At 40.7% G+C, this 12,733-nt stretch carries 11 protein-coding genes; 5 read left to right on the top strand and 6 right to left on the bottom strand.

Annotated features, from left to right (window positions below):
* Positions 1 to 43: 43 nt before the first annotated feature.
* The 5 genes from prmB to Q0976_RS21215 all read left to right on the top strand — a co-directional run bounded on the left by prmB (position 44) and on the right by Q0976_RS21215 (position 4,194).
* The gene (gene prmB, locus Q0976_RS21235; RefSeq protein ID WP_299496221.1) at positions 44 to 988 is read left to right on the top strand and encodes a 50S ribosomal protein L3 N(5)-glutamine methyltransferase; all 945 of its coding nucleotides are present in this window, start codon (positions 44 to 46) and stop codon (positions 986 to 988) included.
* 112 nt (positions 989 to 1,100) lie between these two features.
* Positions 1,101 to 2,195: a chorismate synthase gene (gene aroC / locus Q0976_RS21230; RefSeq protein ID WP_299496219.1), complete on the top strand. Its 1,095-nt coding sequence runs from the start codon at positions 1,101 to 1,103 to the stop codon at positions 2,193 to 2,195.
* Between the two features lie 31 nt (positions 2,196 to 2,226).
* The gene (locus tag Q0976_RS21225) at positions 2,227 to 3,342 is read left to right on the top strand and encodes an ATP-NAD kinase family protein (protein ID WP_299496217.1); all 1,116 of its coding nucleotides are present in this window, start codon (positions 2,227 to 2,229) and stop codon (positions 3,340 to 3,342) included.
* 16 nt (positions 3,343 to 3,358) lie between these two features.
* Positions 3,359 to 3,628 carry a YfcL family protein gene (locus tag Q0976_RS21220; protein ID WP_299496215.1) on the top strand — a complete coding sequence of 90 codons (270 nt, stop codon included), beginning with the start codon at positions 3,359 to 3,361 and terminating at the stop codon, positions 3,626 to 3,628.
* 26 nt (positions 3,629 to 3,654) lie between these two features.
* Positions 3,655 to 4,194, top strand: coding sequence for an RNA methyltransferase (locus Q0976_RS21215; RefSeq protein ID WP_299496212.1), 540 nt, complete (start codon positions 3,655 to 3,657; stop codon positions 4,192 to 4,194).
* 153 nt (positions 4,195 to 4,347) lie between these two features.
* Here Q0976_RS21215 and Q0976_RS21210 read toward each other — a convergent pair whose 3' ends face one another.
* The 6 genes from Q0976_RS21210 to Q0976_RS21185 form a co-directional block, all read right to left on the bottom strand.
* Positions 4,348 to 4,809: a hypothetical protein gene (locus Q0976_RS21210; RefSeq protein ID WP_299496209.1), complete on the bottom strand. Its 462-nt coding sequence runs from the start codon at positions 4,807 to 4,809 to the stop codon at positions 4,348 to 4,350.
* Between the two features lie 77 nt (positions 4,810 to 4,886).
* Positions 4,887 to 7,052: a diguanylate cyclase gene (locus Q0976_RS21205; protein ID WP_299496207.1), complete on the bottom strand. Its 2,166-nt coding sequence runs from the start codon at positions 7,050 to 7,052 to the stop codon at positions 4,887 to 4,889.
* A 147-nt stretch (positions 7,053 to 7,199) separates the two neighbouring features.
* A complete protein-coding gene (locus tag Q0976_RS21200) occupies positions 7,200 to 7,898 on the bottom strand; it encodes a 4'-phosphopantetheinyl transferase superfamily protein (RefSeq protein ID WP_299496205.1) in 699 nt (232 codons plus the stop codon).
* Positions 7,899 to 8,015: 117 nt separating this feature from the next.
* A complete protein-coding gene (locus Q0976_RS21195) occupies positions 8,016 to 8,315 on the bottom strand; it encodes a zinc-ribbon domain-containing protein (RefSeq protein ID WP_299496202.1) in 300 nt (99 codons plus the stop codon).
* Between the two features lie 13 nt (positions 8,316 to 8,328).
* Positions 8,329 to 10,644 carry a heavy metal translocating P-type ATPase gene (locus Q0976_RS21190; RefSeq protein ID WP_299496201.1) on the bottom strand — a complete coding sequence of 772 codons (2,316 nt, stop codon included), beginning with the start codon at positions 10,642 to 10,644 and terminating at the stop codon, positions 8,329 to 8,331.
* A 353-nt stretch (positions 10,645 to 10,997) separates the two neighbouring features.
* Positions 10,998 to 12,515: a YHYH protein gene (locus Q0976_RS21185; protein WP_299496199.1), complete on the bottom strand. Its 1,518-nt coding sequence runs from the start codon at positions 12,513 to 12,515 to the stop codon at positions 10,998 to 11,000.
* Positions 12,516 to 12,733: the final 218 nt, after the last annotated feature.

The raw sequence follows: 12,733 nt of genomic DNA, 5'->3' as shown, positions 1-12,733 counted from the left end.
ACTTCAGTTACAATGAAGACCAATTATAATGTTGGAGTCTATTTTGGATAAGATTTTTGTTGATGAAGCTGTCGCTGAATTACGTACTGTTGGCGATATGCTGCGTTGGGCCGTGAGCCGTTTTAATGATGCACATATTTATTATGGTCATGGGACGGATAATGCGTGGGATGAAGCCATAGCCTTGGTTTTTCATGCATTGCATTTGCCTGAAGAGATAGGTCAACAGGTTATTCATAGTAACTTAACCAGCAGTGAAAAGCATAAAATTGTCGAATTGATCATTCGTCGCGTTCAAGAACGATTACCGGTACCGTATTTAACGAATCATGCAAGGTTTGCGGGGTTATCATTTTATGTTGATGAGAGAGTATTAGTGCCTCGCTCACCGATAGCTGAAATGATTGCAGAGCGCTTTAGTCCTTGGCTATATAATAAATCGGTTGGTCGTGTTTTAGATTTATGTACTGGAAGTGCTTGTATTGCCATTGCTTGTGCTTATGAATTCGATGACGCTGAAATAGATGCATTGGATATCAGTCCAGATGCCCTTGATGTCGCACAAATTAATATCGAATCTTTAGGCGTGATGGACCGCGTTTTTGCTATGGAGTCTGATTTATTTTCAGCGCTTCCTAAAGGTCCGCAATATGATTTGATTGTGTCGAATCCGCCATATGTGGATGCAGAAGATATTGATGATATGCCTCAAGAGTATCATCATGAGCCTGAATTAGGTTTAGCGTCTGGACATGATGGTTTAGATTTGACCAAGCGTATTTTAGCGAATGCTGCAGATTATTTAACGCCAACGGGGATCTTAGTGGTTGAAGTGGGCAATTCCATGGTGCATTTAGCTGAGCAATTTCCTCAAGTGCCTTTTAGCTGGGCCGAATTTGAACATGGAGGAGACGGGGTGTTTGTCTTGACCTATGATCAATTGCAAGCACATCGAGAGTATTTTAGTGAGTACCAAGATAGCGAATAGTTTAGCAGTTATAAGGTCATTTTTTATATAATGGTGTTTTAGTTTAATACTTACATGGTAGCGCCTTACCAGTAAGTATTACAAATAGTTAATTGTCTGAGGTGTAAAGCAGATGTCGGGAAACAGTATAGGTCAAAATTTTGTCGTAACGACTTTTGGTGAAAGTCATGGTACCGCTTTAGGGTGTATTATTGATGGTTGCCCACCTGGCTTGGCATTATGTGAAGCTGATTTACAGCATGATCTTGATAGGCGCCGTCCAGGCACGTCTCGTTATACAACAGCAAGGCGTGAACCCGATGCCGTCCGGATCTTATCGGGTGTCTTTGAAGGTAAAACAACAGGTACCTCCATTGGCCTGTTGATTGAAAATACCGATCAGCGTAGTAAAGATTATTCCAATATTAAAGATACTTTTCGTCCTGGTCATGCTGATTATACTTACCAGCAAAAATATGGTTTAAGAGATTATAGAGGCGGAGGACGTGCTTCTGCTCGTGAAACAGCAATGCGAGTTGCTGCTGGGGCTGTTGCTAAAAAGTATTTAAAGCATATGCACGGGATTGATATTCATGGCTTTATGTCGCAACTTGGCCCAATAAAAGCTGAGCATATGGATGTGGAGCAAATAGAGCAAAATCCATTCTTTTTCCCTGATGCCAGCAAACTGGAAGCGCTGGATGAGTATATGCGTGATTTGAAAAAAAGTGGTGATTCTATTGGGGCTAAGCTCACTGTTGTCGCATCGGGCGTACCAGTGGGGCTCGGAGAGCCAGTGTTCGATCGACTGGATGCGGAAATTGCTCATGCATTGATGGGCATTAATGCGGTAAAAGGGGTTGAAATTGGTGATGGTTTTGCTGTTGTCGAGCAAAAGGGCTCTGAGCACCGAGACTTAATGTCGCCTCAAGGTTTTGAGTCTAATCATGCGGGTGGTATTTTAGGTGGCATTTCATCGGGTCAACCGATTGTTGCTCATTTAGCATTAAAACCCACTTCAAGTATTAGTGTGCCAGGACAAAGCATGACCGCTTCTGGTGACGTTGCTGAAGTGGTGACAAAAGGTCGCCATGATCCTTGTGTCGGTATTCGTGCAGTGCCTATTGCTGAAGCCATGTTAGCGATTGTATTGATGGATCATTTATTAAGACATCGCGGACAAAATATGGATGTACAGAGTCAAACACCCGTTATTGGAATGCGATAGTGAGTTCAGTGGCTTTAGGGGTGATGGAATAATGGCATCGTTTCGATTAGGCCTGTTGATTAATCCACTGGCTGGATTAGGAGGAAGCGTTGCGTTAAAGGGCAGTGATGGCATTGCTCAACAAGCGTTAGCAAAAGGGGCCTCACCTCAAGCCATGAACCGCATGAAACAAGCTTTAACTCAAATTGAACCCGATAAAGCACGAGTTGAGGTGATAACCGCATCCGGCGACATGGGGGAGATTGTTGCTCAATCGCTTGGGTTTAACACTCAAGCGGTTTATCAATCACCGCATATCACTCAGGCAGCCGATACGTCGGCTGCAGCGGAAAAGTTGCTTGAATATGATGTGGATTTAATTCTTTTTGCTGGCGGGGATGGCACCGCTAGGGATATTTATGCCAGTGTTGGTGATAGTATTCCCGTATTAGGTGTGCCTGCTGGTGTGAAAATCCACTCAGGCGTATATGGCGTCACACCGACTGCTGCCGGTTTGGTTGTTAAGCAATTAATTGATGGTGAGTTAGTCAGCCTAATGAGCGCTGATGTGATGGATATTGATGAGGTGCAATTTAGGCAAGGCCGGGTTCAAGCGAAGCGCTTTGGTGACATGCTTGTGCCTGCCGAGCCTCGTTATGTGCAAGCCGTCAAGCAAGGAGGGGTTGAATGTGAGACTCTAGTCCTTGCTGACATCGCCGCAGAGGCTATTGAACTCATGGATGATGCGTTATGCATCATGGGGTCTGGTAGTACTTTGGCGTTTGTGATGGCCGAAATGGGACTTATCAATACCTTATTAGGTGTGGATTTAATTCAAGATCAAGTTCTTATTCAGTCTGATTTAACGGCGGCACAATTACTTGAACAAACTCAAAATCAGAAGACTAAATTGTTTATCACGCTTATTGGTGGGCAAGGTCATATTTTGGGGCGAGGTAATCAACAGCTGACACCCGCGTTACTTCGTCAAATCGGTCAAGATAATATTATTATTTTAGCGACTAAAACTAAGCTAAAGGCATTAAATGGACGTCCGTTGATTGTGGATTCTGGCGATCCTGAATTAGACCTATCCCTTGCTGGATATTATAAAGTGATAACTGGGTATCGCGATTATGTGATGTATCCAGTGGCAAAAATTAATTAGATAGTATGGAGCATTCATGTTAGAGAAGTATGAGCACACATTGCAAAACTGGATTGAGGGTATTGTTGAGTCAGGTGATGATGATGCTTTATTTGCCAGTGGCTATTTACAAGGGCATTTTGCTGTGGTGTTGTCACAACTTGAAATTGAAGAAAATCAAGATTTGAGCTGCTTATCGGCTAAAATGCAAGTGTGTTTAGATTTAGCAAAAGAAGAACTGGTTGAGCATGATTATCAATTGGTTGAAGATGCTTGGCAAGCACTGCGTCAACGTATTGCCGCTTAGTCATTGATACAGTGAAATTTGTCTAAATGAAATCAAGTTATATTGGTATCGGGTTATTAAACCCAAAAAGCCCGACTAATGTGGGCGGGATCATGAGAGCGGCAGGCTGCTATGAGGCTGATGCGGTTTTTTTTACGGGCAAACGCTATTTACTCGCCGCCAGTAACGGTAATGCACAATATAATACCGATACAAAAGGTGCGGGTCGGGCTATTCCACAGACACAAGTGGAAGATTTACGCGAAGCGGTAGGAAAGGATGTCAGTCTCGTTTGTGTGGATTTGGTGGAAGGAGCGTGCCCTTTACCTGAATTTCAACACCCAGAGAAAGCGTTGTATATTTTTGGTCCAGAAGATGGCACAGTCACTCAGGCGCTAATTGATGTGAGTGATGCTGTAGTGTACATGCCAACCAAAGGTTGCATGAACTTGGCCGCTTCTGTGAATGTGTTATTGTACGATAGAATGGCTAAAATGGCGCATTTTGAGAGCGGTGATACGCTTATTCGCCAAAGTCGTGATACCAATAACCGAGTGAAGGTCAAGCAGGTTGCACAAAAAGGTTAGTGATATTTTTGGGGCTATACCCAAGTGGAAATGAAGGTGTTGGTTTCAAAACCTTTAAATGTATAGGTTCAAAGCTATTATCAAGAGAATGTAGGCCTCTTTTGAAAGGCGGGGATAGAAATACACAAAGGGAAGCCTGCAGCTTCCCTTTTTTTAAAGCGTTGTGAGGTAGTCACGGGTGACTGCAATCAGTGTATTTGGGTATTGGCGATAATCTAAATAAGGCACTATTAAGTGAGATTGAAACGTCTTTAATACAGACTTTTCATTGATAGACTGAAACTTTTTAACATCAAGCGCTAATCGTTCGGCGGCAGTTTGGCCTGAAATAATATGCACTTGTGCTTGAGGAGATAAGGTCTTTGCACCAATATAAATGCTCTCAGCTTTTTTGAGTAGATCATTGTCTCGATAGGTTTTCCAATCTTCTAATGGACACATGATTTTAGCCATAATAGTGACAATTTTTCGCCAATGATTACCATTGAGTGAGATGAGCGAAGGGATAGCATCGGCTTGAGTATGATGCCAATTTTTCGGTAATATGGGTGCGTTTGGGAGATAAAAAGTGTATTGACTTTCATGACTACCGAGTACAGAGGGTGTTTTGTTCAATGGCGGACCTAAATGTATAGAAAGCGTAGAGGCTTATAATAACGTAAAATAATCTTGTTTAACGAGATAGATTTTTTCTAGGTTTTTTCTTCAGGCTGTTGGGTGTAAACCACTTTATTTCTGCCACTGTCTTTGGCCTTGTATAGATTAATGTCGGCTTGCTTTATCCAATCATCAAGGGATGGACTGAAACTTGGGAAGGCGATAATGGCTCCAATGCTAACCGTGACAGAAAAAGAGTGTTGTGTCTGCGGGTTCGTTAGCTGAGTTCGGGCTAACTTTTCTCTGAAGTGATTGAGGTGTGTTTCTATTTTGAGTGTGTCTGAAAAAGAGAGGATCAGTAAAAATTCTTCTCCTCCGAAACGTGCAATCACATCGGTATCACGTTTAAATGTCCGTATTAACAAGTTGGATATGGTTTTTAGTGCTTCATCTCCTCCTAAATGTCCTTGTTGATCGTTGACTTGTTTGAAGTGATCTAAATCGAGAAGTGCAACGACAATTGTTTCATTATTACGTTGATTAATTTCATGTAAGCTGCAGAACTTTAATTCTGCAATACGTCGATTGTAGAGACCGGTTAAGGGATCAATTTCTGATAACGACTTAAGTTGGCTATTGGCTCTTTCTAGCTCTATTGTTCTTAATTGGACATTATTTTCAAGTTCTGATTGATAGCTCATTAAAGCATGTTTACTTTTTTGCAGTCTTTGATGTAAAGCATAAATTTCTTGTGGCGCCTCGTTTTGTACTTGCTCAATATTGACATTTTTAATGTTATGTTCTCCAAAATCTTTTGCAATAATGGCCAGTGGCTGAGTTAATCTGAGGCTGACGATACGAGTAATATAAAAAGTAATGAACAAGGCAATCAGGAGAATAGCGAATGTGGCTAGATATAACTCTTCGATTAATTTAATTAATGGTAAAAGTGGATTTAGTGTATAGAGTGTCCAACCATTTTCTAGGGTGGCAGTGGCGTAGATAAATTCAGGTGTTAGGTTTTTCGTATTGATAATATTCATCATTGGCAGGCCTGTTTTATACTCTTGACCTACCTGTTGCACTTTTAATGGCTCTAAGGGAGTTAATGCCAACATGTTAGAAGCGTAGATAATTCTATTATTTTCATCGACTAGTAGCATTGCTTGCTGATGGTTTTTCGTATTGGTATGCTCGATACTGGCAAATTGGCGTAAATTTAAAGAACCTTCAATGATACCAATGGGTTCATGTTCTGATTGCCGTGAATAAATCGGTGCGCTAATTGCAATAATGGGATCATTTCCAAATCCTCGACCTTGAAAAACAGATGAAATAAAGATTTGCTGGTAGAAAAAGGCTTGCTGAAAATATTCTCTGTCAGCAACAGAGACAGGTTGTGATAAATCCAGTTTCTTTTTTGGGCTTGCAGCGATAACTTGTCCTTTGTTGTTAGTGATTAACATGGTTAAAAAACTCGGGTAACTTTGATGTAGGCTGGTTAATTGATATTGCCAGTCACTTTGTTCTTCTAGATCAAGGCTGAGCCAGTGAGCTGCATTCGTAATGGCTTTGACATGTTCATTGACAAAGATAGAGGTAAAATGACCTAAATGGGTCACGGAATCTTGTAAGTTTTCATAAATCATCGCTTTTTGGCGTTTAATAAATTGGTTGTTAAATAAAAGGGTTGATGATAAAAGAGAGAGGGTAAGTACAAGGATAAAAGTATAGGTAAGTTGGGTGTTAAATGTGCGTCTGTGATTATCGATTAGTTTTGTTTTAAAGTGCCAAAAGTAAGGGACAATGAGTACAATTAGTGCTCCTAAGCTAGTGTAAATGAGAGCATTAATGGATTGCTTAAGGACAATAAACGGTAAGCTTTCTGTCGGAATATGGGTGAATAAAGTGGCATATAAATAAAACATGGGCATGCCGACGAGTAGCCAGTAGGCAATACAGGCATAGAGAGCATAGATATTTTTTCGTTTAGCGAAACCAAGCCAGAGCGCTTCTAATCCGAAAATAAGGTAAACGTGAGGACTGTCCCAGACTAGCATGAGTCCTGAGACGCAAATCATAGCGGTTAACAATGCATACCAAGGACCCAGTAAAATAGCGGTAATGACAATGACAATGTTGCCTAGAACTAAGGGGATATTGGCCAGTAATAATATAGGATACAAGTTAATACTAAAGCCGATGATTCCGAGAATAATGGCCAGTTTATAGTGTGTCATATTGACTGATGACAATGCCATGAGCATCGCTCCTTGATGTCACTTGTATACTTTTGTCATGGGCTGAACATACTTTAATGGCTGTGCTAGGTTTCCTTTTTTGCCATCATAACGGTGAGGTTTATTTCACGGATTATCTTTTAAGTTTACGTCAAACAGCAATCTTCGTTAGTTAAAAACGGTGATACTCGTCAAAAAGCTTTTTTCGAACCTCAAGTAATAACATTCAAACGTTTGATTTTTTTTAAATTTATCAGACCAGTCTAGGGTGAGTTCAAGTGTCAGTTTTTGTTGCTCTAAGTTGATATTGTTGATGGATACGGCATCAAAATTAAAGAATTTTTTGATAAGAGGGTATAGCGCTTTATATATGCTTTCTTTTGCAGAGAATGCCAGAGTGACAGCTTGATTAAAGGGCAGGTCTGTGGCTCGTAACAGGGTTTCTTCCGATGAGTTGATAATACTTTTATAAATATCTTCGCAGCTTTTGAGATTGATATCATATTCAAGATCAATACCAAGGGCTTGAATACTTTTAGATGTGGTGATGGCACAGGCTGCGGTTTCATTGGAATGGCTGATACTACCTATAACATTTTTTGGCCAAATGGGGCTTCGATCTTCTGCATTAATGATGTCTTGATAAGGTAAGTTTAATTCAGCAAAACAATGCTTTGCTAATACGCGTCCTGCTAGGTATTCGGCTTTTCGCTTAGGAACTGCTTTATTGAGCTTTGAGGGTAATTGAATTTGGTGAGTGTTAAATAATTCTGGGGTAAATAGGTTGATATCAAATTCACAAGACACTAAAGTCACATGCTGCATATGAGAAAAGCGTTGTTGTAGAGGGGTGAGCTTTGAAAGCATTAAGTCAGTTCTTTTTATGAATAAACTGAAATTGTCGCATTTTTTCTCGCTGCCATCAAAGACTCACGAAAATGAGTGGGATAAGTCGTCATTTTCGTGCGTTATTGACAGAGTTATTTATTGTTTTTCACCGCAATGCTCACAAAATTTAGCATTGGCTTCGATCCCCTTATTACACTTAGAGCAACTACTGCCCTTTAATGTCATGGTATTACCGCATTGTTGACAAAACTTTGCTTGAGGCGAGTTCCCTGTTCCACAACTTGGGCAAAAAGCCCCTTGATTTTGAGGCGGCTGTGCAGGTTGCTGTGGTGCAGGTTGAGGATTTTGATAACCATAATCCTGATTATTCCCGTGGTGACCTCCACCAAGTAATCCTTTTAAAAAACCGCCGCCTCTTCTACCGTGATGTCCCATAATCAGACTCCTGTTATTGATAACGTAGTAGACGCAATGCATTTGCGACGACTACAAGGGTTGAACCTTCATGAATCGTAACCGCAAGCCCCAAACCTGCAAAGCCTGTCATGGTCGCAATAAGCAAAAAGGCCACAACAGACAGTGAAATGGTTAAATTTTGCCTGATAATTTTTTGCGCCGTTCGACTCAGTCCAATGGCAAAGGGCAAGCGGTTTAAATCATCGGCCATTAAAGCAACATCTGACGCTTCTAATGCCACATCAGTGCCAGCTCCACCCATTGCTATTCCTACCGTTGCTCTGGCCATCGCGGGTGCATCATTAATTCCATCTCCGACCATAGCAATATAGCCAAGCTCTTTTTCTAATAGGGTTATTTCTGTGAGTTTATCTTCAGGTAATAAGTTGGCACTCACCTGAGAAACACCGACTTTTTTCGCAACGGCATTGGCAACTGCACTATTATCCCCAGTGAGCATAATGGTTTTTTCAAGTCCTGTTTTCATTAAACTTTTAATTGCTTCGCCAGATTCATTTCTTACAGTATCGGCCAATCCGATAACACCTAACCAGAGCTCACCATGTTTGACTATCATTGTTGTATAGCCTGAAGATTCCAGTTCAGAGACACTGGATTCAACTTCACTTGGCAAAGTATCGAAAAGTCGTGCACTGCCGACATAAAGGGTCTTTTTATCTAATGTTCCTGATAACCCTTTACCTGTGATGGATTGCATATCATCAATTGTCATCAAAGTGAGATCGCGTTTTTCTGCTAGGTCAACAATGGCTTTGGCAAGGGGGTGTGTACTTAATCGCTCAAGAGATGCGGCGATAGTCAATAATTCTTCTTCATTTGCATTAAGGCAAAGGATACGTTGTACTTCTGGTTTTCCTTGGGTTAAGGTGCCCGTTTTATCGAATGCGATGGCTTTAATTCGACCTAAGTTTTCTAAATGCATTCCACCTTTAATTAATACGCCTTTTTGAGCCGCTCTGGCGACTCCAGATAAAATAGCGGCGGGTGTGGCAATGGCAAGTGCGCAAGGCGAGGCTGCAACGAGAATTGACATGGCTCGGTAAAAGGCATCCCCCCAAGCCATATTAAAGATCATGGGAGGGATAAAAATAAAACCGACAACCAGTATGAGTACACTCGGTACGAAGTACTTGACGAATTGATCTGTAAAACGTTGAGTGGGAGACTTTTGTGTGTCTGCTTCAAGCACCATACGCACCATACGATTTAATGTCGTATTTTCTGTGAGTTTGGTGACACTGACTTGAATATTACCATCGCCATTAATTGTACCAGCAAAAACACTGTCTTGTACTTGTTTATCGACAGGGATTGACTCCCCAGTAATAGGGGCTTGATCAACAGTTGTCGTGCCATTTAAAATAATGCCATCCACTGGAATATGCTCTCCCGGTTTGATGATGACAATATCGTCAAGCTGTAAGCTCTCGACAGCAACTTCCTGCTCTATACCATCTCTATGAATGAGTGCAGTTTTAGGAGCAAGATCAGCGAGAGCTTTGACTGCTCGCTTGGCTTTGTCCATTGCTTTATGTTCTAGAGAATGCCCTAAGCTGAATAAAAACAGCAAGAGGGCGCCTTCTGCCCATAAACCCATCGTTGCAGCCCCGATAGCAGCCAGTAGCATCAATACGTCAATATCGAAGCGTTTTTGCATTAAGGTTTGTAAACTGTCTCTGAAGGTGAGCCAACCGGCAAAAATAAAAGAAGCGATGGCTAGTGCTTTGGCTAAACTTGGATTGTAGCTGTCAATAATCCAGCTTAATAAGAGTAAAACGCCTGAAAATAAACTCATTATGAGTTCACGGTTTGTTTGCCACCAGGTTTTAGTTTCGTTTTGATCTGACAGCTTATAGCCGAGTTTTGATATTTTATTAGCAATTTTTTTATAGCTAATAATTTGACTGTCAAATTCGAGCCTAAGTTGTGCGCCAGTGTAACTGACTTTGGCTGCAATAACGCCTTCTAATCGCATTAATGCGTGTTCAATGATTGTGGCGCAATCGCTGCAATCCATTCCTTTGATTTGTAGGCTCATATGTTGAAATTGCTGGCTTAACTTGGCTCCAGAAAGTTCAATTAATGCTTGGGTTTGCTTAAGAGTTAATAGATCAGGATTATAATGGACACATATTCCTGTTTTATCCTCACGGCGAGTCAGGTGCGCTTTTTTTATGCCAGAATGTGATTGAAGAAGAGTTTCAAGTTTTGCGATACAGGCATCTTGATCACCGATAATATCGGGTAATACGATATCGAGAGGGGTGAATTCGCTTTTTTGTTCCATTTCTCGCTCCAATTTATAGGGTAACATCGTGATGGATTTGTTACTTAATATATTGATCAAACAAAAGTCATAATCATTTTTTACAGGTTTTATGATTCGTTTTAATTAACTTATGTTTAATGAATTGCAGAAATAAATTTAATCTTTAGGGTAGAATAAATATAGCAGTTTTCTATATTTTGGGCTTATTGAGAGAGGTTTTGATGAATTTAGGTGTGAAATTGATACAAAATTATCAATTTTTTTTACATAATCGGTCTGACAAAATACAACATATTATTGTTGTTAACTTTTTTTAATGTCGCTATGGCCCTTCTATTTGTTGAATGCTGAGGGCCATATTAAGGAGAGACTTATTGGCATTCGCCGTAAAAAGTCGGGCCAATAATATAAGGAAATGCGGGGACTAATTCGTCATTTTCAGCTTGAGTCACGGTAATGTGGTAGTGATAACCGAGTTGGTCGTGATCATGGCCATTGTGCATATCAAGAAAGTGTTCGCCTTGATTAGCTAATGTTTCATCCCAGTACATATCTTGATAATAAGCACCTGAATCAAGATAGATTGTTCCTCCTCTAAAGGGAGGTTGAAGTGTATAGGGATAACCTAAGTCATAGCCTGCAGTACTTGCGGGGACGGTTCCCTGACTCGGATCGAGCGCGTTGACCATGACGCAGCTTCTCTCCCCGTCACTGCAGCCAACAATGGGATCTTGATAATCCCGAATACGCCACGAGCTAGAAGCTAATAGTCCTTCTGCATGCCAAGGACCATAAATGGCGTAGCCATCTTTAGCAAAGCCATAGACGGGTGAGTGTTTGTCGCCGAGATCATTAACGGTATTGGCTAAGCATTTTGAGTTGAAGTGATGGTGATAATCGCCATTTGCAGCATGACCGCTGCAAATATCCATATCATATTGTTCAAAAACGGGGGCATTTCGTTGCCAAATGTTGTTATCAACGCGAGCGTCGGACCAATTGTAAACAGATGTGCCGTTAACCATATAGCCGATTGCACCATTGCCTGTTTCGCATGTACCGGTATTCGCATTGGGAGTGAGAGGAAATTCCATGGATTTTGCGATATCAAACGGGCAGTCTGGGCCGGGTGGCCAAAATCCCTCGCCACCTGTTGAATAACAAGCATTACCTATGGGGCTGACGGCCCAACCAATATTTTGTCCAAAGACCACAATATCACCTTCATTCACTGTTAGCCCTTGGTGATTTTGAAAATCACCAGATGGATGTTTGGCTACGGTATCGAGCAGTTGTTGATCAATAGTAACTTGATAGTCTGGTATGCCTGATGCAGAAACGATGACAGTTTCTCCATTATGGGTAACAGTGTTGACGTGTATGAGGGCATCGGGGATAAACTGAGAATATTCTTGCTCACTGTTGATAATCCAATCATTAAGAATATCCGCTCCAGGTGTATGGTCTGGATCAGCAGGGGTACCGCTAAAGGTCCATACAAACTGCGTTAAATCGGGATTGTTATCAGAAAGCACCACTCTAAACGTATCACTGGCTTGGGTTTCAATGGAGAGATCACCAAGATCCAGTTCACCATCACCCGTGCGGATCCATGTATCAGGAACTTGAATTAATGTGCCTGTAACCGCATTGATACTTTTATTTGAGGAAACAAGTAACTCATAAGTTAATACCCAATGTCCATTATTTCGTTCTATGGATTGAATTAATGTATGGGCATTAATATTAACATCTTCTGTTACATCATCTGCTATGGCTATGGCTATGGGGGAAATAATAATGAATAATAAACTCATAATGAATAATCTATAAATGGTAATCACTATTTTATAGGGATAGTCAGTGAGTACTTTTAATTTATGTGTCATATGATGAAATCCTTTCTCTATTTTAATATCAAATAACCTACTGTAAATAAATATGAGATTAATAATTTTTAGTGACTGTTATTATTGTCAGTGTATTAGGAGTTTTAATTTAATAAGTGGTAATGATATTTTAGCCTTTTTCTTAAGCCAATATAGTCTTAGCATGAGACTTTAACTTAATTTACATTGTGTGGCTGTGTTTAAAGTGTGAATTAAAT

The organism is uncultured Shewanella sp., assembly GCF_947501665.1.
Lineage (GTDB): Bacteria > Pseudomonadota > Gammaproteobacteria > Enterobacterales > Shewanellaceae > Shewanella.
This window is presented reverse-complemented; position numbering and strand designations above follow the sequence as displayed.